The organism is Streptomyces sp. NPDC025784 (assembly GCF_055558435.1).
This window is the reverse complement of sequence record NZ_JBVHMN010000029.1, coordinates 16,900-39,781: the sequence shown is the minus strand read 5'-3', so window position 1 is coordinate 39,781 and position 22,882 is coordinate 16,900. Positions and strand designations below refer to the sequence as shown.

Below are 22,882 nucleotides of genomic sequence, written 5' to 3'. Positions count from 1 at the left end.
TGCGGCCATACGCTCCCAAATGTGACGTCGCCCCTGAGCCGAAGCCGGTCGCGCCAGGCCCCGTCGCACATAGCCGTGCGGGTGGCGCATGCCGTGCTCGGGGGGCTCATGGCGGTGGGGTGGCTGGTGCTGCCCCTGGCCACGGAGGACGGCGAGGCGCCGGTGACCGCGGCGCGGAACGCGCAGGGCACCGACGGGGCCGTGACCGAGGAGACGGCAGCCCGGTACGGACCGGACGGGACGGCCACCGGGGACCTCGTCCTGCCGCTGGTCGCCGTCGGCACCGCGGCGGCGCTGGGGGCGTACGGATACGCGCGGCGCAGGCAGCGCGCGAGGACCCGCACGACACCCGGCGGGCACCCGGCCGGACTGACGTCCGTGCCCGAACTCGACCGGCAGATACGGTCGTTACTCGTGGACACCGACGACTGCGTCCGCACGAGCGCCGAGGAACTCGACTGCGCCAGGGCGCAGTTCGGCGACGCGGCCGTCGAGCCGTACACGGGCGCACTGGCCGGTTCGAGGTCCGAGCTCGCGGCGGCCTTCGGGCTTCGGCAGCTGCTCGAGGAGACCGGCCGCGGCGCCGAGGACCGGGGCGCACTGGAGGAGATCCGGGCCCACTGCGGCGACGCCGAGCGGCGGCTGGACGCGGAGGCGGCCGGATTCGACCAGCTGCGCGGCCTGGAGCACGACACGGCCGGCGCGCTGGGACTCACGGAGACCCGGTTCCGCGCGGTGGCGGCGCGTACCCCGGCCATGGAGACGACGCTGGGCGAGCTGCACAAGCGGTACGCCCGCTCCGCGACCGCCCCGGTCACGGGGCACCACGAACACACCAAGGAGCGGCTGGTGTTCGCCACCATCCGTCTCAACCTCGCGCGTCAGTGCGCCGACCGCGGCAAGGGCGGCAAGGCGGCGGCCTTTCTGCGCGCGGCGGAGGGCGCCCTCGGCCAGGCCGCCCTGCTCATCGACGGGGTCGACCGGCTCGCGGGCGAACTGGGGTCGGCGGAAGGGCGGTTGCCGGCCGCACTGGACGCGCTGGAGGACGATCTCGCCGAGGCGCGCGGTCCGCGCGCCGACGGGGCCGTCAGGGGGTTGTCCGTGCGGGTCGCGCACGCCGAGGCACTGCTCGCCGATGTGCATCGCGAGATCACGGCCGGACCGTACGATCCGCTCGACGCGCTGCGGCGGGTCGCCGAGGCGGGTGTGGTCCTCGCCGAGGCGTGCACCGTGCCCGGGGAACGTTTCCGCGCCCTGCGCGACGACGCCCTCCTTCCGGCCCGTGCGGCGGTCGGTGCCGCGGCGGACTTCGTGGCCACCAACCGGGGGGCGGTCGGCTGCGCGGCGCGTACACGTCTCGCGGCGGCCGAACAGCTCCTCGCGGCGGGGGCCTTCGCCCTCGCCGAGGTGCGGCGGGCCGACGTGCTCGCCCGGGAGGCACGGGACCTCGCGGAGCGGGACGTGCGGGCGCACGGCAACCCCGCCGGGGGGTACGAGGGCGCCGGGGTCGGCGGTGCCGTGCTCGGCGGCATCCTGCTGCCCGGCGCCGCCGGTCCCGCGTGCTTCGGCGGTCCCCGCACCCGGGGCCGGCGGGCGGTGCGTCCCGACTGACGCCGGGCCCGTGCCGGCGCCCCGCCGGGAGCCTGGGCCCTTCGCGCCTCGACGGCGGGAGCAGGTGCCGGCCGCTCCGCCTCAGAACAGACTCAGGAGCGCCTCCGCCGGGTCCACCAGGCCCGATTCACCGTCCGGCAGGGGGAGTTCGAACCACACCGTCTTTCCGCGAGGGGTTCGCCGGGAGCCCCAGGCGGCGGACAGCAGGCCGACGAGCTGAAGGCCCCGGCCGCCCTCGTCGGTGTCCCGGGCACGGCGGCGGCGCGGCTGCACGAGGCCCGCGTCCCACACCTCGCACACCAGGGTGCGGTCGAGGAGCAGCCGGAGTCTGATCTCCCCCTCGCCGTACCGCAGTGCGTTGGTCACCAGCTCGCTGACGAGGAGTTCCGTCGTGTCCACGAGGGGCTCGAGGTCCCAGGCCTGAAGCTGGGTGCGCGCGTACTCGCGGGCGCGGCCCACGCTGCGCGGCTCGCGCGGCAGCGTCCAGTCTCCGACGGACTCGGCGGGCAGCCCTTGAACACGTGCCATCAGCAGGGCGATGTCGTCCTCGCCGTGGTGGGTGTCGAGGGTGTTGAGGACGTGGTCGCAGACGTCCTCCAGAGGGCGGGTGGGGTCGGTCAGGGCGCCGACGAAGGCCTGCAGGCCCTCGTCGAGGGGATGGTCGCGGGATTCGACCAGCCCGTCCGTGTAGAGCGCCAGCAGCGCGCCCTCGGGGAGTTCGACCTCGACCTCCTCGAAGGGCTCGCCGCCCACGCCGAGTGGCATCCCGGGCGGCACGTCGAGCATGAGCGCGCTCTCGCCGGGTTCGACGAGCACGGGCGGCAGATGACCCGCGTTGGCGAAGGTGCACCGGCGCGTGACGGAGTCGTAGACGGCGTACACGCAGGTCGCGAGGTACACCTCGGAGAGGTCGGCGTCGCGGGGCTGGCGGGCCGTGCGGGTGGCCTGCTGCACTCCGCCGGGGGTGCCGAGGCCGCGGGCGATCTCGTCCAGCGCCGAGAGGACCTCGGCGGGTTCCAGGTCCAGCAGCGCCAGCGTCCGTACGGCGGTGCGCAGTTCACCCATCGCCACGGCGGCGCGCAGCCCGCGCCCCATCACGTCACCGACGACCAACGCGGTGCGGTGGCCGGGAAGTTCGATCACGTCGAACCAGTCGCCGCCCACCTCGGTCGCCGCGTTGCCCGGCAGGTAGCGGCACGCGATGTCCAGGCCGGACGCCTCGGGGTCGCCCGGGGGCAGCAGGGAGCGCTGGAGGATCAGCGCGCGTTCGTGCTCACGGCGGTACAGGCGCGCGTTGTCGATGCAGACGGCGGCACGCGCGGCCAGCTCCACCGCGAGCGCGCGGTCGCGTTCCCCGAACGGCTCGCTGCCCTTAGTGCGGGAGAACTGGGCCAGCCCGACGACGGTGTCGTGGGCGACCATCGGGACCGCGAGCGTGGACTGGATGAGGCCGCCCTCGTCGGCCGGGATGTTCTGCGGCCGCGCGGTGCGCAGGGCGTCCGCACAGGGCGAGTTGAAGGGGTAGTGGTGGACGGCGCCCACGGCCACCGGTGCGGGCCCGCCGACGAACGGCGCGTCGGCGACGGCGCTGGCGAAGGCGACGCGGCGGAGTTCGGCGCTGCCGTCGGCCCGGCCCGGCGGGGTCTCGTCGCCGGTCAGCAGCCCCTGGTACAGGTCGACCGTCGCCAGGTCGCAGAACCCGGGGACGACGACGTCGAGGAGTTCGCGTGCGGTGGTCTCCAGGTCGAGGGAGTTGCCTATGCGGGCACCGGCCTCGTTCAGGAGGGCGAGATTGCGCCGGGCGGCGGCCGCCTCACGGGCGGCGGCGCGGCGGGCGGTGATGTCGGTTCCGAGCCAGGCGATACCGATGGGGCGCCCGGTTCCGCTGTGCACGCGGTACAGGTTGACGGACCAGTGGCGGCGCTCGTCGGACCCGGGGATGTGGCCGGTGACGTGCATGTCCGTGATGGAGTCGCCGGTCTCCAGGACGCGGCGCAGGGTCGCCGAGACGCGTTCGGCCTCCGCGTGCGGCAGGTAGTCGTGGACACCGCGTCCGCGGTGGTCGTCGACGGTGCCGCCGAAGGTCGAAGCGAACCGCTGGTTGGCGCGGCGGACGTGCAGGTCGGTGTCGATCAGCAGGAAGCCGAAAGGAGATTGACCGAAAATCGCCTGCGAGGCGGCGAGGTCCGTCTCGATCCGGCGGAGGGTACGGACGTCCACGACGATGCACACGGCGGCCCGCTCGCCGTCCTCCGTCGTGGTGGGCATCACATAGACCTCGGCGAGCCCCTCGGCCCCCTCGCCGACGCCCTCGGGGCCGGCGTCGAGGGGGTCGGGCTTCCGGAACGGGACCACGCCCGTCCACTCGCGGCCGTCCAGGATCTCCGCCATCTTGCGCTGCCCGAACTCACGCCGGTCGGGGGTGACGAACGCCTCGATGGGGTCCATGCCCACGGCGCGTTCGGAGGAGATGCCGAAGAGCTGTTCGGCGCGCAGACTCCACTGGTCGATCAGCCCGTCGGCACCGATGGAGAAGGAGGCGACCTTGATGTAGTCGTACATCGAGCCGGGCGGGCTGCTCTGCCACATGGCGTCGCCCGCGGAGTCACCCTCGCCGGGCGCCGTGCGCAGGGAGCCGGGCGTCGTACGCAAGGAGTCGTGGGCCTCGCCGACCGCGGCGCCCTGGTCCCGGGCCTCGCTCCGGGGGACTTCCTCGCTCCGCGCCCCGCGACGGACGGCCTCCTCGGCCCTCGTGCCGCTCCGGGAACCGGTCGCGGCATCCGTCCCGCCGGGCGTCGTGCGCCGGGCGTCGCCCGCGTGGTGGCCCCCGTCGGGCGTCTCGCGCACGGAGTCGTTCCCCGAGTGGCCCGCAGGATCGCCCGACGCATCAGCCCTCGCGCCGTCCGACGGGTCCTCGGACTCCGTGGCCTTCGCTGGTATCTCGCTCACGCGAACCGTCCCCTCCAGCTCACCGCGTCCGGCACCGGTCACCGGAGGCGGCTGCCCGCAGTATCCAGCACTACGGCGCCGCACAACACGGTGTTCACGATCACAGCAGGGTCCCGATGGTTTTTGGACCCGCCGCGACATACTCCCAGTCTTCTAACCAGGTCGCGCCCCCTCGAACCAAAGAGTCCGGCAAGCGCCAGTGGCCTGAACCATACGGTCGCATCGCGCCGCGTCCGGACGCGCCCCGCCCGCCCCGCCCGGCCTGCTCACGGAGCCGCTCGGCGGGGGAGGGTCCGCCGGCGCTCAGCCGGGTACCGCGAGTTCGAACCAGACGGTCTTGCCGGCTTCCGCGAGGCGGGTGCCCCAGCGCCGCGACGATCCGGCCACCAGCTGGAGTCCGCGGCCGCTCTCGTCCTCGGCATCGGCGGTCCGCTCGCGCGGCGGTTCGGGCAGCGGGTCGGAGACCTCGACCAGCAGGGTTTCGCCCGGCAGTCCGTCGGGGCGGACGAGCCGCACTCCGATGGGACCGGTGGCGTACCGCAGGGAATTCGTCACGAGCTCGCTGACCAGCAGGGCGGCGATGTCACCGAGCGAGTCCAGCTCCCACGTGCGCAGCTGGCTCCGGACGACGGCGCGTGCCGTACGGACGGCACCTGGCTCCGCGGGAAAGGTCCACTCGGCGCAGTCGCCTTCGGTGTCGATCACGCCGATCACTTCCCAGGCCAGCAACCCATGTCCGGTTTCGTGGGGTTAATGGGCACATACCCGATATCCGAGGCGGCTTACCGCCTACGGAGGCGCACTGTGGCACGAACGGCGTACGAGCCGTGAAACCCGTTCCCTCCTTTCCTTGCGCCATCCGTACGACGCGTCCCGCCGCGGCGACCGGGCGCACGGCCGGGGCACAGCGGCACGTCCGCGCGCCGGGCCGTCACGCCTGCGCGTCCAGCCTCTGCAGCGCGCCCTTCACCGCCGGCACGTCCTGGTCCAGCCAGTCCACGTCCCAGATCTCCTCGGGAGTGAGCCAGCGCAGCTCGTCGTGGTCCTCCAGGGGCCGGGGCTCTCCGGCGAGCAGCCGGGCGGTCCACACCCGCAGGACGTATCCGGGCTTCAGGGGCCACTCGCCGGGGATCCGCTCCAGCGGTTCCGCGTCCACGCCCAGCTCCTCGCGCAGTTCGCGTACGAGCGCGTGCTCGGGGGTCTCCCCCTCCTCGACCTTGCCGCCCGGCAACTCCCAGCGCCCGGCCAGCTCGGGGGGCGCACTGCGGCGCGCGGCGAGCAGGCGTCCGCCGCCGAGCAGGGCGGCTCCGACGACCACGATCCGTTCCGTCATGCGCCGGAGCCTACGGGAGCGGCGCCTCGGTCACCGGCTTCCGTTCTGGCCGATGCGCTCGACCCAGTAGAGCTGCTTGTGCCCGCGATCGTCGAGGCTGTCCGCGATCTTCTGGGCCTCCGCGCGGGTCGCGTACCTGCCGACGCGATAGCGATTGCCGTTGTCGTCCTGTCGTATGACGAGCCAGGGAAGAGTGATCGTGCCGTCGTTCATCGCGCCCCTCCACTTCCCGTCCCGGGCCCCCGTCGTGCTCCGCCCTCTGAGGAAACCGCAATCCGCATATGCCCGAGCCTACGCCTAACCTTCACTCAGCGAATACGGCTTTTCACAAAGAGGTACGCAACCAGCCAATAAGGGAGCCGGGACCGGGGGGCGCGCACCGTGGAACGCGCTGCCGGCCGCTCCTGGTGCGCCGTCGAGCAGGGCGAAGTCCGGTCCCGGCGCGGCACTTGAGAAAGGCCAGATTCCAACCGGGCTTCACGAGGTGGTCACTTGGCGGCCGGACCGGTCGGCGCGGCAGCCCTGTCACGGCAATGGCCACCAGGCACTTCTCGTCCCGGAAGACCCGTCCGTCACAAGGCCCGCGGGCGCCCTACGCCCCTTCACCCCCGGGCCGGATCCGGGCACTTCGCACGACGGCACCCTGCCCCGGCCCGGTCGGTCCGCACGCCGGCGCCTCTCCCCCGGGCCCAGCGACGGTCGGTCCGCACGCCGGCGCCTCTCCCCCGGCCCCACCGTCGGTCCGCATGCCGGCGGCCGCCGGGACGTGCCGTCCGCGGGCGACGGGGGCGGTGCCCCGCCCGCCCCTCGGCAGACCCGTCCGGCTCGCCGCCGGAACGGCGCCCGCTACTTCACCGGCAGGTGATAGGCGATCCGGTACCGGTCCGCAGGGACGACGACGTCGGCCGTCTCCACCGGACGTCCCGACGCGTAGAACGTCCGCTGGATCACCAGGACCACATGCCCGGGGACCCCGCCGAGCGCGAGCAGTTCCTCGGCGAGGCCCGGGCGCGCTCCGACCTCCTCGGTGACGTTGTCCACGATCACGTCGATGGCGGCCATGCGCTCGACCACGCCCATGCCGCCGAGCGGCCCCTCCTCGGGGAGCATGACGGGGCTGCGGCCGGTGACGGCGAGGGACTCCCAGGACGTGGAGAGCATCATCGCCTCGCCGCCGTCCCGGTAGACGTAGTGCGTGCACATCACGCGGTCGCCGGGCGGGATGGACAGCCGCTCGGCGATCGCGCCGCTCGCCTCGACCTGCCGGCTGTGGGACTCCCAGGTGCCGCGCGCCGCGAGGTCGGCCTGCTCCTGCCGGAAGGGGGTCGCGCCGCTGTCCGGGCGGTACCCGGAGCGGGCCACGCGACGCGGCACCGGGCGCTCGCGCACATATGTGCCCGAGCCGGAGCGGCCCTCGACCAGCCCTTCGGCCATGAGCACCTTGCGGGCCTCCAGGGCGACGGTGTCCGAGACGCCGTACTCCTCGCGGATTCTGGCCTGCGAGGGGAGGCGGGTGTGCGGTGGCAGCGAACCGTCGACGATCTTCTTGCGGAGATCACCCGCGACGCGCAGATACGCCGGCTGCTCACCGAATGTCACTTAGCCGCTCCCATCAGGTTGTACAGACAGCAACAGCGTGGCAACCGTGGGTTGTGCCATGCAAGCGAAGGCCAGAGAATCACTCGATGTGATGACGAGATCTGTACAAGGGCTTTACGCAGGCACTTTCTCCCCGCTATAGCCGCCGTCACACCTCCATTCCGGTGCCACTTCCCGCGCCGCTTCCGTCGCCGCCCTCCTCGTCGACCGCCGGCGGGGTGGTGGCGAGGCCCAGAGCCTTGCGTGCGGTGACCGTCTTCTTGGGATCGATGAGCTTCATGGCCTTCTCGTAGTGGGCGTAGAAGGCCTCGGCGTCGTCCGCCTTCGCCGCCTTGGCCCACTCCTTCCGCGACCGGCCGATGTCCTCGACGAGCGCGGCGACCGGCTTCCCGGCGGCCGGGGCGAAGGTGTGGCCGCGGAGCCGGTCCGACTGCCGGCCGAGCGCCTCCACGACATCGGTCGCCCACTTCTTGTGGCCGGGCAGGTCGTCCTCGACGTACTCCTCGTCGGGCGCCGCGTCCATCGCCCTGTTGAGGATCTGAGCGGCCCCCAGGTAGGCGTACTGGTCGGGGTCGAGCGTCAGGGAGTCCTTGCGCAGCGAGCCCGTCAGGCTGCCCTTCTCGTCGGTGTTGCCGAACAGGCAGGTGATCTCGCGGTCGCCGAGGCGCCAGCTCTGCGAGGTCGGGGTGAAGTAGTACACGTCGACGTCGTCCGGGACGGCCCAGGTGTCCATCGCGTAGCTGTCCTTCAGCGCGTAGCACCGCTGGTCGGCGGTCTCGGTGATCGAGCCGTCTCCGGGGTAGCCGCCGCTGTCGTGCAGCTCGAAGTCCGCGAACACCTCGGCGTCGTGCTCGCCCGTGCAGGGCACCTTGTCGACGTCGTACGCCATGCCCTCCAGCGCGCCGCCGGGCGCGTCGAAGCACTCGCCCTTCTCGAGCGAGAAGGCGGCGCCGCCCCCGTCGTTCGCCGCGTCGCGGAAGCCGTCCCAGAAGTCGCGGGCACCGCCGGTCGCCACCGCGACCGCGAGCAGCACGACGCCGATCGACGACATCACCATGCCGCCCACGGCCATGCCCCGGCCGCGCTCCCCCCGCTTCTTGATCTGCGCGAGCGCCACGGCCCCGAGCACGAGACCGACGGCGGGCAGGAAGCAGAGGATGCCGAGCACGAGGGCGGAGATGGCGAGCCCGTTGACCGGCGCCGGACTGTTGTACGGGGAGTACCCCTGGCCCCACGACTGGTACTGCCCGGGGACTCCAGGCTGCGGGTACGCCCCGGGCTGCTGGTAGGGACCCGGTTCACCGGCCTGCGGATACGCACCCGGCTGCTGGTACGGACCCGGTTCACCGGCCTGCGGATACGCACCCGGCTGCTGGTACGGACCCGGCTCGTCGGCCTGCGGATGGGCACCGGGCTGCGGGTACACCCCGGGCTGCTGGTAAGGCCCTTGGGGGTGCGAGGGGTACGCGGGGTGTCCGCCCGGCGGCGTCCCTGGAGGCGGGTACTGGTCCTCGGGCTGCTGCGACCCGGGCGGCGGGGGTATGGCCACGAGTTCCCTTGCTCCTAGTCCAGGCGGGATGGAACGTGCGTACGGCTGCCAACTGGCTGGGCGCATCGTAAGCGCGCGGCGGCCTGGCGCGGAACGCGGGCGTCCCGTTGCCCCGCCCGTCCTGCCACGGCCTCCCCGGTCACCGCATCTAACCTGCGGGCATGACTTCCTCGCCGGACTGTTTCTGCCCCGTGGACGGCACCCGCGTCCCCGGGGGTTCCCTCGCCTGGTGCTGCCCGGTGTGCCGCGGTCCGCTCGACCTGGACTTCGCACCGACCCCGGCCCCCCTCAAGTCCCTGACGGGACGGGTGAACTCGCTGTGGCGGTACGCGGAGTGCCTGCCGCTGGCCGCTCCCTCGGTGAGCCTGGGTGAGGGCCGCACCCCGCTGGTCCCGCTCCGGGACGGCATCTCGGCCAAGCTCGACTTCCTGATGCCGACCCTGTCGTTCAAGGACCGCGGGGCGGTCCTGCTGGCCGAGCTGGCACTGCGGCTGGAGCCCCGGCGGGTGCTCGCGGACAGCAGCGGCAACGCGGGCACCGCGATCGCCGCCTACTGCGCGCGGGCCTCGCTGCCCTGCACGGTGTACGTCCCCGAGGGCACCTCGCCGAAGAAGCTGGAGCAGATCGAGGCGCACGGGGCGCGGCTGCGCGTCGTCGAGGGCGACCGTGAGGCGACGGCACGGGCGGCGCGCGAGGACGCGGACGAGCCCGGCACCTTCTACGCCTCGCACGTCTTCAACCCGTACTTCCTGCACGGCACGAAGACCTACGTCCACGAGCTCTGGGAGGACCTCGGCGGACGGCTCCCCGACGTCATCGTGGTCCCTGTCGGCAACGGCACCCTGCTGCTCGGCGCCGCGCTCGCCGTGGCCGAGTTGCACACGGCGGGGCTCGTGGACCGTAGGCCCGCTCTGCACGCCGTGCAGTCGGCCGCGGTCGCACCGCTGGCGCACGCCTGGTCGAAGGACGCGGACGACCTGGTCGGCGTCACCCCCATGGCGCCCACCTTCGCCGAGGGCATCGCGATCCCGGCTCCGCCCCGGGCCCGCCAGATCCTGCGGGCGGTACGGGACTCCGGGGGCACCTTCCTGACCGTGACTGAGGATCAGATCCGCCACGCCCAGAGGGATCTGGCCTCCCGCGGACTGTACGTGGAGTCCACGGGGGTGGCGTGCTGGGCGGCCGTCCGGGAGGGGGCGCTCGGGGAGCGCTCGGCCGTGGTGCCGCTGTGCGGGGCGGGACTGAAGACGGGGATGGCGCGGGCGTGACGGACGGCGGCCCGCGCCGCCGCCGGAACGGCCCCACGGATGAGCGTCCCGGGCCGCCGCCGGACGCCCTCCGCGCGGCACGGGGCAGTGCGAGCCCGCGCCGTCGCCGGATGCGCTCCGTCCGTGGGACGCCCCGGCGCGCGTACCGCTCCCCGTCCGGTGCGCGCCGCATGGTCGGACGGTGATCACCCCGCGTCGCCTCGTCCCGCTGCTCGCCGCCGCCCTGCTGCTGCCCGTCCCCGCGGCGTCCGCGGCCGACGGGCCCCGGGGCTGCGCGGAGGGCGATCCCGCCTGGTCCCCCGCCGCGACGACGATCGACCCCGCGGACAGCCACCACCCCTACGTCGGGAACGGCTACCTCGGCGCCCGCGTCCCGGCCGCCGGCGCCGGGTACGCGGCCACCGGCGAGAGGACGGGCTGGCCCCTCTACACCCCGCGTTACGACGGCGCGTTCGTGGCGGGGCTCTACGCCCGGGGCCCGGAGAACACGGCCGGCCGCGAGGCACTGGCCGCGCTGCCCACCTGGACGGGCCTCGACATCCGCGTCGGCGACGAGACGTACGGCGCCGGCAGCCGGACCTCGCACTACCGCCAGACCCTCTCGCTGCGCTGCGGATACGTCCGCACGTCCCTGACCTGGACGACCGCCGACGGCCGCCGCACCGACCTGACGTACGACGTGCTCACCGCCCGGGACTCCCCGCACACGGGGGCCGTACGCCTGCGCCTCACCCCGCACTGGGACGGCGAGGTCACCGTCACCGACCGCATCGACGGCCGCGGGGCCCGGCGTCTCACGCAGACGGGCACGGTCGGCTCCGGCCACCGCACGACGGGAGTGACGTTCCGCACGGACGGCACCGCGGTGGACGGCGCGGTCGTGTCCACGCTGGACGCGCCCCGACGCCCCCGACGAGCCGCGGCGCACGGCACGCTCGGCGCGGACCGGCCGGCGACGTTCCAGGTCCGCTCGGGCCGCGCCGCCGACGTCACCAAGTACGTGGGCGTCGACACCTCGCTCACCGCGCACGATCCCCTCGACGCGGCCCGCAGGGCCTCGCTGAGCGCCGCGGACCGCGGCTGGGACGCGCTGGTCGCGGCGCACACCGCGGCCTGGCGCACGCTGTGGAGCGCGGACATCGAGGTGCCGGGCCATCCGGACATCCAGCTGTGGACGCGCTCGGCGCAGTACGGCCTGCTGTCCGCGCTGCGGGCCGGGGCCCGCGACAGCGTCGCACCGGCCGGGCTGACGAGCGACGACTACGCGGGCATGGTCTTCTGGGACGCCGAGACGTGGATGTTCCCGCCGCTGCTCGCCACCCGGCCCGAACTCGCCCGCCCGGTGGTCGAGTACCGCCACCGCACACGCGGCGCGGCGGCCGACAACGCGCACAGGACCGCCGTCCAGGGGCTGTTCTATCCGTGGACGAGCGCGCGGCACGGCCGGCTGTGGACCGAGTGCCAGAGCTGGAACCCGCCGCACTGCCTCACCCAGAACCACCTCCAGGGCGACATCGCGCTGGCCGTCTGGCAGTACTACCTCGCGACCGGGGACCGCGCGTGGCTGCGCACGCACGGCTGGCCGCTGCTCAAGGGCCTCGCGGAGTACTGGACTTCACGGGCCACGGCGAACACCGACGGCTCCTACTCGGTCAAGGGCGTCGCCGGGCCGGACGAGTACAGCAACGGCGTCGACGACGGCGTGTACACGAACGGCGTCGCGGCCACCGCCCTGCGCGCCGCGACCCGCGCGGCGGCTCTCCTCGGCACATCCGCCGCCCCCGAGTGGGCCGAGGTCGCGGGCAGGCTGCGCATGCCGTACGACCCGGAGCGCAAGATCTTCCTCCAGTACGCGGGGTACGACGGGTCACGGATCAAGCAGGCGGACACCGTTCTGCTGATCTACCCGCTGGAGTGGCCGATGCCCGAGGGCGCCGCGTCCGCGACCCTCGACCACTACACGGCGCGCACCGATCCGGACGGCCCCGCGATGACCGACTCGGTGCACGCGATCGACGCGGCCGCGATCGGCGAGCCGGGCTGCGCCGCGTACACCTTCCTCCAGCGCGCCTACCGGCCCTTCGCCCGCGGCCCGTTCGCCCTCTTCTCCGAGGCGCGCGGCGACAAGGCGGGCGCGGGCGACACCCTCGCGGGCTCCCCGGCCCAGGACTTCCTCACCGGCAAGGGCGGCTTCCTGCAGATCTTCACCCACGGTCTGACGGGGCTGCGGCTGCGCGAGGACGCCCTGCGTCTCGATCCGCTGCTCCCGCCCCAACTGTCCGGCGGGGTACGTCTGTCGGGCCTGCGCTGGCGCGGCCGTACGTACGACGTCGCCATCGGGCCCACGACCACGACCGTCCGGCTGCGCTCCGGCGCCCCCTTCACCCTGGAGACGCCCGAAGGACGCCGCACGCTCACCGGCACCACCACCCTCAGGACCCGCCGCCCGGACCTCGCCCCGACCTCCGACCTCGCCCGCTGCCGCAAGGCGACGGCCACCTCGTCGGAGCCCGGCCTCTACCCGGAGGCGGCGGTGGACGGCAACGCGGCGACCGCGTGGGCGCCGGACGCCGACCGGGCATCGCTCACGGTCGACCTGGGACGCGTGACCCCGGTCGGTTCGGTCCGGCCGGCCTGGACGACGCGGCCCGCGTCGGCCCGTGTCGACGTCTCGGCGGACGGGCGTGCCTGGCACGCGCCCGACGGCGGCGCGGCCCGGTACGTACGCGTGAGCGTCCGGGGGCCCGCGGCGCTCGCCGCGCTGGACGTCCGGCGCTGACGGCGGAACGGGGGTCCGAACCAAGGGTGCCCAGGGGTCCTGGAGGACATAGGGGGCCCGGGGGCTAGGGGTCCTAGGGGCGTTCCTTCTCCAGGAGTGCGACGCACCGGCCGACGAGGCCGACCAGTGTCGCGCGCTCCTCGTCGGTGAACTCGGCGGCGAGGGCGCGTTCGACCCGCACCGCGCGGGCGTCCGCGTCGGCCAGGACGGAGCGTCCTTCGTCGGTGAGCCGGGTCTCCAGGACGTTCCTGTGCCACTCGTGCGGAGTGCGCTCGATGAGCCCGCGGTCCTGGAGGTTCTTCAGGACCGTGTTCATGGTCGGGGGCGTGACCGCGCACAGGCGGGCCAGGGCCGCGGCCGAGATGCCGGGGTTGGCGCCGAGGTGGAGCAGCGCCGAGTACTGGGCGACGGTCACGCCCGCCGGTTTGAGGACCGCGGTCTTGGTCGCGTTGAGAGCCTGTTCGGCCCGCTTGAGGTGGGAGCCGAGGCGCTCGGACACGGGCATGGACGTCATCTCCGCATGGTAGCGGCGCACCATACAGGCGATACGAAGGTGAGTGCCCACTCGTCAATAAATACATTGACGATGATTAGAGCTCTAACTTAGATTCGTATGCGTTGCTCAGCGTCAGATGCTCATCGCCCTTTGCTCCTTGCTCGTGCCGTGGAATTCGAGAAGCCGACCGAGAGGCACCGTCGTGTCCCGTCCGATCCAGCACGCTCCGCTCCTGGACCACACCCGTGACGCCCAGCAGGGGAATCCCTCCCGGCAGCCCTCCTCGCTGCCGCGCCGTTCGTTCCTGGCCGCCGCCGCCTCGACCGCGGCCGCGGTCGCCGTCGCCACCCCGGCCGCGGCCTCCGCGTACCGGGACTCCGCCCCGGCCCCCGCTCGCATCTCCACCGCCTTCGCGCTGCCCGGCGACGGCGTCTATCCCGAGGGCATCGCGGCCGACCCGCGGACGGGAGAGCTGTACGTGGGCTCGTACACCACCGGCGCCGTGTACCGGGCGGCACCGGGCCGCCGCACGGCCGAAATCTTCCTGCCCGCCGGCGCGGACGGCCGGAACACCGCCAACGGGCTGAAGGCCGACGCGGTGGGGCGTCTCTGGGTGACCGACTCGACCGCCGGCGTCGACGTGTACGACCTGCGGACCCGCGCGCTGCTCGCCCGCTTCGACGTGCCCGGCGACGCGCCGTGCTTCGTCAACGACCTGGCGATCGCAGGGGACGGCACCGTGTTCCTGACGGACAGCGTGCGCGAGGTCGTCCACCGGGTCACCCCGGCCGACCTGGCACGCGCCGTGGCGCGTGGGGGCCGCGCCGAACTCACCGTCGCGTACGACCTCGGCGGCGTCGTGGCACCCCACCCCGCGGGCACCTTCACCCTGAACGGCATCGTCGCCCGCGGCCGCCACCTGTTCGTCGTCGACATGACCGCGGGCGCCCTCCACCGGGTGGACCTCGTCGACGGTTCCGTACGACAGGTCACCCTGCACGGGGGCGACCTGGTGAACGGCGACGGCCTGGAACTCGTGGGCGGCACGCTGTGGGCCGCCCAGAACCGGACCGACACCGTCAGCCGCTGGCACCTTTCGGCGGACGGCGCCTCGGCCCGCCTGGAGCGGAGCGTCACGGATCCGGCTCTCCAGATCCCGACCACCCTCGTCCGCCACCGCGGCCGCACGCTCGTCGTCCGCTCCCAGTTCGACAAGGGCGGGCCGATGGGGCCGGGCACACCCGAGACGCCCTTCACCGTGGCTCAGGTGCACGGGATCTGAGTCGCACGGGATCTGAGGGGTACTCAGCCTGCGGCGGCCAGCCGCCGCTGCTCCTCCTCGACGATGCGCCGGACCAGCCCGCCGTCCGAGACGTCGACCGCGTCGGGGGTGGCCTCGGCCGTGTCGCTGCGACGAGCGTACGCGTCGAACAGGCGGTCCTTGTCGCGCAGGATGTGCAGGAGCCGGTCGTCCACGCTGTCCGCGGCGAGCAGTCGGTGCACCTGGACCGAACGGACCTGCCCCATGCGGTGGGCACGGGCCACGGCCTGGTGCTCCAGGGTGGGCTTCACCTGCGGTTCGCACAGCACGACCACGGACGCCGCCTGGAGATTGAGGCCGACGCCGCCGGCCTCGATCTGGCAGAGCAGCACGGCGTGCCCGTCCGCCGACGCGAACTCGTCGACGAGCCGCTGGCGTCGGGCGGCGGACACGCTCCCGGTGACCGGCCCGAACACACGACCGCGGTCGGCTTCCCGGCCGCCAAGGGCCGTGGACCCGGCCACGCTTTCGGAGCCGCTGCCGTCGTCGGCGGTCGGTCCGGAGCTGTCCACCTCGACGCCCGTCGGCTCGGAGCCGGTCACCTCGATGCCGGTCGACCGGGGGTCGGTCGGTTCGGAGCCGGTCCCCTCGACGCCGTCGGCTCGGGGGTGGACTCCTCGGAGGTCGCGCCGGCGCCGTCGTCCAGAACCTCCCGGACGGTGGCGAGCACATCGCGGAAGTACGAGAACACGACCACCTTCAGCCCGTTCCCCGCCGCCTCGGAGACCAGTTCGCGCAGCCGCTGGAGCTTCGCGGACCTCTCCGCGTCCGCGTACGCCGCCCTGCGCATCGCCATGAAGTTCCCCGCCTCGACGGCCTCCCGGTACACCTGCCGGTCGGCCGCGCTGAACTCCTCCCACTCGTCGACGTGCAGCAGCGCGGGGAGTTCGGTGAGCACGTCCCGTTGGTTACGACGCAGAGAGGCGGGTGCGACGGAACGACGGAAGGCGTGCGGGCCCGCCGCCGCGCTGCTTCCGTGGATCTCCGGCAGCAGCTCGGGGCGGAGGTGGCGCACGAGCGTGCGGAACTCCTCGACGCGGTTCTCCATCGGTGTGCCGGTGAGGAACAGGACGCGGTCGCACCGGCCGGTCCAGGCCGCGACGGCTCGGGAGCGGCGGGTGTCCGGGTTCTTCACGTAGTGCGCCTCGTCGACGACGATGGCGCGTCTGCGACTGCTCCCTTTGAAGCTCGGACCAGGCACATCAGCAATGACTTTCCGTTACCACCGCATGTGAGACAGGGCCGTTGAATTGACACACCCGAACCCGGCGGTTGAGCGGAAAAGGCTCAGGGGGTCATCCCCCACCCCTCGAAACCCGCCCCACATCGACGCCATACAGGGGTATGGTGTTGGTATGGCTACCAAGAAGGTGACGATCACCCTCGATGAATCCTTGGTCGCGGCCCTGGCGGGCGCCGCCGAGGAAGAAGGCATCCCGCTGTCCCGGCTCGTCGCCGGAGCAGCTGAGCGAGAGTTGCGGCTGCGAGCCGGACGGGCCGTGGTCCAGGAGTGGCAGGCGGAGCACGGAGGCTTCACCCCCGAAGAGCTCGCCGCCGCCCGCTCCGAGATGGCCGACGCCGACGCCGAGTACCTCAGCAGCTCGAGGGCCTCGGCCGCGTGAACATCCCCTACCTGTACGACGCCGGTGCGCTCATCGCCATCGACAACGGTGACCGGCACATGTGGGCCCGCCACCATCTGGCCCTGGAGGACGGCCGGCACATCCACGTCCCCTCTGTCGTCGTGAGCCAAGCGTGGCGGGACGCCCGGCGCCAGGTCCGGCTCGGCAAGTTCCTCGCCGGATGCGATGTCGCGCCCGTGGGCCTGGAGACCGCCAAGGCTGCGGGCATCCTGTGCGGCAAGGCAGGCACTGCCGACGTCGTCGACGCCACCGTCGTCGTCATGGCCGCCACCTTCGGCGCCATCATCTGGACCTCCGACCCGGACGACATCCGCACCCTCATCGACGCCCAGGACATCAAGCCCGCCCCCGTCATCCGCACCGTCTGACCTCCCGTGATCCCCGGCCGACACCCGGCCAGAGGGTCAGCACCAAGTCAGCACACAATCCGGAAACGGCCCGAATCCGCAGGAGAATACAGGAAGGGCCAGACCCGAAGATCTGGCCCCTGACCTGGGGTTTCCTACCCCGACCAGCCACTTCCGGCGATCAAGGAATCAGGCGCTACACGTTGAAGCGGAACTCCACCACGTCGCCGTCCTGCATGACGTAGTCCTTGCCCTCCATGCGGGCCTTGCCCTTGGCGCGGGCCTCGGCGACCGAGCCGGTCTCGACGAGGTCGTCGAAGGAGATGACCTCGGCCTTGATGAAGCCCTTCTGGAAGTCGGTGTGGATGACACCGGCGGCCTCGGGGGCGGTGGCGCCCTTCTTGATCGTCCAGGCCCGGGACTCCTTGGGGCCGGCCGTCAGGTAGGTCTGGAGGCCGAGGGTGTTGAAGCCGACCCGGGCGAGGGTCGCGAGACCCGGCTCCTCCGCGCCCACGGACTCCAGCAGCTCCATGGCGTCCTCCTCGTCGAGCTCGGCGAGGTCCGCCTCCAGCTTGGCGTTGAGGAAGATCGCCTCGGCGGGGGCGACCAGGGTGCGCTGCTCGGCCTTGAAGTCCTCGTCGACCAGCTCGTCCTCGTCCACGTTGAAGACGTAGAGGAACGGCTTGGTGGTGAGCAGGTGCAGGTCGTGCAGCAGCTCCTCGTTGCCGGAGCCCTGGACGATGCCCGCGGAGAACAGCGTGTCGCCCTTCTCCAGGATCTCCTTCGCCGCCTCGACGGCCGCGACCTTGGGGGCGATGTCCTTCTTGATGCGCGACTCCTTCTGGAGGCGCGGCAGGACCTTCTCGATCGTCTGGAGGTCCGCGAGGATCAGCTCGGTGTTGATCGTCTCGATGTCGCCCTTGGGCGAGACCTTGCCGTCGACGTGGACGACGTTCTCGTCCTTGAAGGCACGGATGACCTGGCAGATCGCGTCCGACTCGCGGATGTTCGCGAGGAACTTGTTGCCCAGGCCCTCGCCCTCGGAGGCGCCGCGCACGATGCCCGCGATGTCGACGAAGTCGACGGTCGCCGGGAGGACGCGCTGCGAGGCGAAGATCTCGGCCAACTTCGTGAGCCGGGCGTCCGGGACGCCGACCACGCCCACGTTGGGCTCGATCGTGGCGAACGGGTAGTTGGCCGCGAGCACGTCGTTCTTGGTCAGGGCGTTGAACAGGGTCGACTTGCCGACATTGGGCAGACCGACGATTCCGATCGTGAGCGACACGTTGCGACTTCCCGTACGTGAGGATGGTGTGGAGTGCGGACCGAGCCGTGTGGCCCCGGACCTTCCTGGCCGGCATGACCGACGTGGCGATGCGCGGGCCGATCCACCAGTCTACGGCGTGCCGGGGGCCCGGACCGGCGGCGTATCGAACGCTTGGCCAAGCTCTTCTCATCGGCGTGTCTGTGGGGCCATTCGGCACATAAACCGACCTAAGTTGGTCCAGTGGAGCAACACAGGACGCGTCCCCCTCAGTACAGGCCGCGGCGCGGCATGCCCGTTCCGGCGCAGACGGGACGTGGCGGGGCCGACGCGGTCCGGCGGACCGCGCCCGTGGTGCGACGGCCCCCGCCGCCCCGGGCCCCCGCGGCGCGGCGCATGCCGAATCCGCGGCTCACGGGGCTGGGCACAGGGTTGTTCTGCGGCGTGACGATGTTCGCACTGGCCTGCCTCGACCAATTGCTGTTCGGGGCGTCGATGGTGCTGTACGGGGTGCTGTTCCTGCCGGTGTGCGCGCTGACCGCGGTGTGGGTGCGGCGGGGGGACCTGGCGACGGCGCCCGTCGTCGTCCCCATCGCCTTCACCTTCGGGCTCCTGCCCGTCGCCGACGACAGTGGCGGCGGGCTCGCGGGCCGGTTCATGGGCCTGGTCACCGCGCTCGCCCTCCAGGCGGGCTGGTTGTACGGGGGGACGCTGGTCGCGGGTCTGATCGTGACCGTCCGCAAGGTGCGGCTGATGAGCCGCCGCGCGGCGCAGCGGCGGGCGGCCCGCCGCCCGGTCTGACCCCGCCGGGCCCCGGGCGCGTGCCGGGTCCGGCTTCTCCGCCGGCCGTGAACCAGGGGGATGCCAGGTCAGAGTCCCTCAGTCCCCCTGGGCGGCCCGACCCCGGGCGCATCCGCGGTCGGAGTCCCGCAGCGCCGTCGGGGACCCGAACCTGGTCCCACGATCGGTCCGGGTCCCCGACCGCCCGCCGTGAACCCGTCGCACGCCCGTTCCGAGTCCCCCGCCTGTCTCTCCGGGCGACCGCCCCGGGCCGGGGCGGCCCGGGCGGCCGACCGCGGGTGTCAGCCCCCGGCCTTCGCCGCCCGCATCGCCGCCCCGACGATTCCCGCGTTGTTCTGCAGCTGCGCCGGGACGAGCTCCGCCTTGATCCCCTCGATCAGGTGCAGGAACTTGTCCGCCTTGCGGCTGACGCCGCCGCCGATGATGAAGAGCTCGGGGGAGAACAGCATCTCCACGTGGGCGAGGTACTTCTGCACGCGGTGCGCCCACCGCTCCCAGGAGAGGTCCTGGTCCTCCTTGACCTTCGTGGAGGCCCGCTTCTCCGCGTCGTGGCCGCCCAGCTCCAGGTGGCCCAGCTCGGTGTTCGGGACGAGGTCGCCGTCGATGAAGAGGGCACTGCCGATGCCCGTGCCGAAGGTGAGGAGGATGACCGTGCCCTGACGGTCGCGCCCGGCGCCGAACTGCATCTCGGCCACGCCGGCCGCGTCCGCGTCGTTCAGCACGGTCACCGGGAGGCCGCCCAGGCGTTCGCCCAGGAGGGCCCGCGCGTCGGTGTCGATCCAGCCCTTGTCGACGTTCGCCGCCGTACGGATGGTGGCACCGCCGGTGACCACGCCGGGGAACGTGATGCCGACGGGGCCCGTCCAGCCGAAGTGGCCGACGACCTCCTTCACGCCGTCGGCCACCGCGTCCGGTGTCGCCGGATGCGGGGTCAGCACCTTGTAGCGCTCCTGCGCCAGGTCCCCGCGGTCAAGGTCCACAGGGGCACCCTTGATCCCGGATCCGCCAATGTCCACGCCGAAGATCTGCATGGCTCTACGTTACGTCGTACGACGGACAGTCACTCCGCGGAGGGGCCGGTGCCCGTGCGCCGCTCCACGAGGGCCGCCGCCTCCGCGCGCAGGTCGCGGCGCAGTTCCTTCGGCAGCGAGAAGGTGATGGACTCCTCGGCGGCCTTGACGATCTCCACGTCCTCGAAGCCGCGCTGCGACAGCCGCTCCAGAACCTGCTCGACCAGGATCTCCGGGACGGACGCGCCCGAGGTGACACCGACCGTGGTCACGCCGTCCAGCCAGGCGTCGTCGATCTCGTCGGCGAAGTCCACGAGGTACGCGTCGCGCGCGCCCGCGAGCTTGGCGACCTCGACGAGCCGCTTGGAGTTGGAGGAGTTCCGGGAGCCGACGACGATCACGAGGTCGGCTTCCGCGCCCATCTGCTTCACGGCCAGCTGACGGTTCTGCGTGGCGTAGCAGATGTCGTCGCTGGGCGGGGAGATGAGCTGCGGGAACTTCTCCTTGAGCGCGTCGACCGTCTCCATGGTCTCGTCGACCGACAGCGTGGTCTGGGACAGCCAGACGACCTTGGACGGGTCACGGACCTCGACCTTGGCGACGTCCTCGGGGCCGTCGACGAGGGTGATGTGGTCGGGCGCCTCACCGGAGGTGCCGATGACCTCCTCGTGGCCCTCGTGCCCGATGAGGAGGATGTCGAAGTCCTCGCCCGCGAACCGGACCGCTTCCTTGTGCACCTTGGTGACGAGGGGGCAGGTCGCGTCGATCGTGGCGAGCTTGCCGGCCGCGGCCTCCTCGTGGACCACGGGGGCGACGCCGTGGGCCGAGAACATGACGATGGACCCCTCGGGGACCTCCGCCGTCTGCTCGACGAAGATCGCGCCCTTCTTCTCCAGGGTCTGCACGACGTACTTGTTGTGGACGATCTCGTGGCGGACGTAGATCGGGGCCCCGTACTGCTCCAGGGCCTTCTCGACGGCGATCACGGCGCGGTCCACGCCCGCGCAGTAGCCCCGGGGGGCGGCGAGCAGGACACGGCGGCCAGGCGAAGCAGACATGCCCCCCATCGTAAGGCCGCGTCCGGCGGGTCGGAGATCGCCTCCTTGGGGAGACTGCCTCCTTGGGGAGACTGGTGGGGAGCCGGGAGGGGTGGGACAGGCGCGACCCTCGGGAGAGACGATGTCCGACACGCGGACCGCCGCGGACGCCGCCGGCGCCGAGCAGGGGCTGCGGCGCAGCCTCGGATTCCGCGATCTGGTGGTCTACGGACTGCTGTTCATCGCGCCGATGGCGCCGGTCGGTGTCTTCGGGACCCTCGACGCCAAGTCGCACGGCGCCGTCGCGCTGGTCTACGTCGTCGCCACGGTCGCCATGGCGTTCACCGCGTTCAGCTACGCCCAGATGGTGCGTGTGGTCCCCCAGGCGGGGTCGGTGTTCGCCTACGCGCGCGCGGGGCTCGGCAGGAGCGCGGGGTTCGTCGCCGGGTGGATGGTGATGCTCGACTATCTCCTCATCCCCGCGGTGGCCTACCTCTTCTCCGGGATCGCGATGAACGCCCTCGTCCCTGGGGTCTCCCGGTGGGTGTGGACGGCGCTGGCCGTGGTCGTGACCACGGCGCTGAACCTGTGGGGGGTGCGGACGGCCGCCCGGGTCGGGTTCCTGGTCCTCGCGATGGAGATCGTGGTCCTGTCGGTGTTCGTCGTCTCCGCGGTGGTGGTGCTCGGGCGGGACGGGGCCCACCGCGGCTGGCTCTCCCCGCTGTCCGGTGACGGTGCGCAGGGGGGATTCGCGCTGTCGGCGGTCGTCGGCGCGGTCTCGGTCGCGGTCCTGTCGTACCTGGGCTTCGACGCGATCGCCACGTTCGCCGAGGAGGTCATGGGCGGCTCGGAGAAGGTGGCCCGCGCGGTGCTGTTCTGCCTCGCTCTGGCGGGCGTGCTGTTCGTGGCTCAGACGTATCTGGTCGCGCTGCTGGAGCCGCTGTCGTCCGCGCAGCTGGCCGCCGATCCCGGGAAGCAGGGTTCGGCCTTCTACGACGCCGTGGACTCCTCGGTCGGTGTGTGGCTGCACGACGTGGTGGCCGTGAGCAAGGCCATCGGGGCGGCTTTCGCGGCGCTCGCGGGGCAGGCCGCGGCCGGCCGGCTCCTCTTCGCGATGGCCCGCGACCGGCGGCTGCCGCGGGTCCTCGCCCGGACGGACTCCGGTGGGCCGCGGCCGGCCCTGTTGTGCGCGGCGGTCATCACGCTGGTCGCCGCGGTCTGGGCGGCGCGGCGCGACGACGGCCTGGACAAGCTGGTGTCCGTGGTGGACATCGGCGCGCTTTCCGCGTTCACGCTGCTGCACGCGAGCGTGGTGGGCTGGTTCGCGGTACGCCGCCGGGGCGGGCCCGTGGTGTGGTGGCGGCACGTCCTCGTACCGGTCGTCGGGGCGGCCGTCACCGTCGCGGTGATCGTCGAGGCGTCGGGGACGGCGCAGGTGGTGGGGGCGGTCTGGCTGGGGGTGGGGCTGGTCGTCCTGCTCGTGCAGCGGGGGCGCCCGGAGCCGGCGGTTCCCGTCCCGTCGGGCACTACGCTCCGCGGGGACTCGGACGGTTCGCCGCCTCGGCCGTGACGCCCCGGCTCGGGCCGGGGCTGACGGCTCTGCTCCCGCCTGTCAGGTGGGCGCTGTCCGGTGGGTGGGTGCGCCGTGCCGCCTGTCCGGTGGGTGGGTCGGGTCCGTGCCGGTGATCCGCCCGTTGCAGCCCTTGTGCGGGGCGGCGCTGGTAGGACCTCGGTGGGTGCGTGGCGCCGTCCGCAACGGGCATGTGATTCACCGGCACGGCCCCTTCCGTGGGACGCCGGGTGCGGGCAGTAGTGGGTTGCGGCCACTGGCTGAGGGCGGGTGCGCGGGGCCCCTTCCGTAGGACGCTGGGTGCG

Annotated in this window: 18 protein-coding genes and 2 pseudogenes; 8 read left to right on the top strand and 12 right to left on the bottom strand. The window is 72.8% G+C overall.

Translation table 11 applies throughout. The annotated features are described in order from the left end of the window. Positions 1–21 precede the first annotated feature (21 nt). Positions 22–1,611 carry a hypothetical protein gene (locus ACZ4IF_RS41680; RefSeq protein WP_467573555.1) on the top strand — a complete coding sequence of 530 codons (1,590 nt, stop codon included), beginning with the start codon at positions 22–24 and terminating at the stop codon, positions 1,609–1,611. An 81-nt stretch (positions 1,612–1,692) separates the two neighbouring features. On the opposite strand, the gene ACZ4IF_RS41675 is transcribed toward ACZ4IF_RS41680, so the two are convergent. The 6 genes from ACZ4IF_RS41675 to ACZ4IF_RS41650 form a co-directional block, all read right to left on the bottom strand. Next, entirely contained in the window at positions 1,693–4,560 is a 2,868-nt protein-coding gene (locus ACZ4IF_RS41675; RefSeq protein ID WP_467573552.1) for a SpoIIE family protein phosphatase, read from the bottom strand. A gap of 303 nt (positions 4,561–4,863) precedes the next feature. Then, positions 4,864–5,274: an ATP-binding protein gene (locus tag ACZ4IF_RS41670; protein ID WP_345653037.1), complete on the bottom strand. Its 411-nt coding sequence runs from the start codon at positions 5,272–5,274 to the stop codon at positions 4,864–4,866. Positions 5,275–5,491: 217 nt separating this feature from the next. Next, positions 5,492–5,893 carry a (deoxy)nucleoside triphosphate pyrophosphohydrolase gene (locus tag ACZ4IF_RS41665; RefSeq protein WP_467573548.1) on the bottom strand — a complete coding sequence of 134 codons (402 nt, stop codon included), beginning with the start codon at positions 5,891–5,893 and terminating at the stop codon, positions 5,492–5,494. Between the two features lie 30 nt (positions 5,894–5,923). Next, a complete protein-coding gene (locus ACZ4IF_RS41660) occupies positions 5,924–6,106 on the bottom strand; it encodes an SPOR domain-containing protein (protein ID WP_028804678.1) in 183 nt (60 codons plus the stop codon). Positions 6,107–6,739: 633 nt separating this feature from the next. Then, positions 6,740–7,492 carry a GntR family transcriptional regulator gene (locus ACZ4IF_RS41655; RefSeq protein WP_467573542.1) on the bottom strand — a complete coding sequence of 251 codons (753 nt, stop codon included), beginning with the start codon at positions 7,490–7,492 and terminating at the stop codon, positions 6,740–6,742. 148 nt (positions 7,493–7,640) lie between these two features. Continuing rightward, positions 7,641–9,041: a DUF4190 domain-containing protein gene (locus tag ACZ4IF_RS41650; protein WP_467573539.1), complete on the bottom strand. Its 1,401-nt coding sequence runs from the start codon at positions 9,039–9,041 to the stop codon at positions 7,641–7,643. 161 nt (positions 9,042–9,202) lie between these two features. On the opposite strand from ACZ4IF_RS41650, the gene ACZ4IF_RS41645 reads away from it, so the two are divergent. Together ACZ4IF_RS41645 and ACZ4IF_RS41640 are read left to right on the top strand one after the other, a co-directional pair. After that, positions 9,203–10,309: a threonine synthase gene (locus ACZ4IF_RS41645; RefSeq protein WP_467573537.1), complete on the top strand. Its 1,107-nt coding sequence runs from the start codon at positions 9,203–9,205 to the stop codon at positions 10,307–10,309. Between the two features lie 181 nt (positions 10,310–10,490). Next, a complete protein-coding gene (locus ACZ4IF_RS41640; RefSeq protein WP_467573535.1) occupies positions 10,491–13,088 on the top strand; it encodes a glycosyl hydrolase family 65 domain-containing protein in 2,598 nt (865 codons plus the stop codon). A gap of 73 nt (positions 13,089–13,161) precedes the next feature. On the opposite strand, the gene ACZ4IF_RS41635 is transcribed toward ACZ4IF_RS41640, so the two are convergent. Further along, positions 13,162–13,602 carry a MarR family winged helix-turn-helix transcriptional regulator gene (locus ACZ4IF_RS41635; protein WP_467573532.1) on the bottom strand — a complete coding sequence of 147 codons (441 nt, stop codon included), beginning with the start codon at positions 13,600–13,602 and terminating at the stop codon, positions 13,162–13,164. 184 nt (positions 13,603–13,786) lie between these two features. On the opposite strand from ACZ4IF_RS41635, the gene ACZ4IF_RS41630 reads away from it, so the two are divergent. After that, positions 13,787–14,866 (top strand): SMP-30/gluconolactonase/LRE family protein, encoded by a 1,080-nt coding sequence (locus tag ACZ4IF_RS41630; protein WP_467573529.1) that lies wholly within the window; start codon positions 13,787–13,789, stop codon positions 14,864–14,866. Here ACZ4IF_RS41630 and ACZ4IF_RS41625 read toward each other — a convergent pair. Further along, positions 14,838–15,321, bottom strand: a pseudogene (locus tag ACZ4IF_RS41625) (C-terminal helicase domain-containing protein); the annotation flags it as partial. The gene ACZ4IF_RS41630 and the pseudogene ACZ4IF_RS41625 overlap by 29 nt on opposite strands. Before the next feature lie 218 nt (positions 15,322–15,539). Further along, positions 15,540–16,064, bottom strand: a pseudogene (locus tag ACZ4IF_RS41620) (SNF2-related protein); the annotation flags it as partial. 196 nt (positions 16,065–16,260) lie between these two features. Here ACZ4IF_RS41620 and ACZ4IF_RS41615 point away from each other — a divergent pair. Together ACZ4IF_RS41615 and ACZ4IF_RS41610 are read left to right on the top strand one after the other, a co-directional pair. Continuing rightward, positions 16,261–16,527 carry a hypothetical protein gene (locus ACZ4IF_RS41615; RefSeq protein WP_109376801.1) on the top strand — a complete coding sequence of 89 codons (267 nt, stop codon included), beginning with the start codon at positions 16,261–16,263 and terminating at the stop codon, positions 16,525–16,527. Then, on the top strand, positions 16,524–16,916 hold the full coding sequence (locus tag ACZ4IF_RS41610) for a PIN domain-containing protein (protein ID WP_467573525.1): 393 nt from the start codon (positions 16,524–16,526) through the stop codon (positions 16,914–16,916). Before ACZ4IF_RS41615 ends, ACZ4IF_RS41610 begins: the two co-directional genes overlap by 4 nt. A 175-nt stretch (positions 16,917–17,091) precedes the next feature. Here ACZ4IF_RS41610 and ychF read toward each other — a convergent pair whose 3' ends face one another. Next, positions 17,092–18,180 (bottom strand): redox-regulated ATPase YchF, encoded by a 1,089-nt coding sequence (gene ychF, locus ACZ4IF_RS41605; protein ID WP_467573522.1) that lies wholly within the window; start codon positions 18,178–18,180, stop codon positions 17,092–17,094. 429 nt (positions 18,181–18,609) lie between these two features. On the opposite strand from ychF, the gene ACZ4IF_RS41600 reads away from it, so the two are divergent. Then, positions 18,610–18,960, top strand: coding sequence for a DUF6542 domain-containing protein (locus tag ACZ4IF_RS41600; protein WP_467573695.1), 351 nt, complete (start codon positions 18,610–18,612; stop codon positions 18,958–18,960). Between the two features lie 281 nt (positions 18,961–19,241). Here the strand turns inward: ACZ4IF_RS41600 and ppgK are convergent, their stop codons facing one another. Together ppgK and ACZ4IF_RS41590 are read right to left on the bottom strand one after the other, a co-directional pair. Continuing rightward, positions 19,242–19,991 carry a polyphosphate--glucose phosphotransferase gene (gene ppgK / locus ACZ4IF_RS41595; protein WP_095936413.1) on the bottom strand — a complete coding sequence of 250 codons (750 nt, stop codon included), beginning with the start codon at positions 19,989–19,991 and terminating at the stop codon, positions 19,242–19,244. A gap of 29 nt (positions 19,992–20,020) precedes the next feature. Further along, positions 20,021–21,037 (bottom strand): 4-hydroxy-3-methylbut-2-enyl diphosphate reductase, encoded by a 1,017-nt coding sequence (locus ACZ4IF_RS41590; protein ID WP_359489393.1) that lies wholly within the window; start codon positions 21,035–21,037, stop codon positions 20,021–20,023. Positions 21,038–21,149: 112 nt separating this feature from the next. Between ACZ4IF_RS41590 and ACZ4IF_RS41585 the strand changes: the two genes are divergently transcribed. Further along, complete coding sequence (locus ACZ4IF_RS41585) at positions 21,150–22,577, top strand: APC family permease (protein ID WP_467573516.1); 1,428 nt, start codon at positions 21,150–21,152, stop codon at positions 22,575–22,577. Positions 22,578–22,882: the final 305 nt, after the last annotated feature.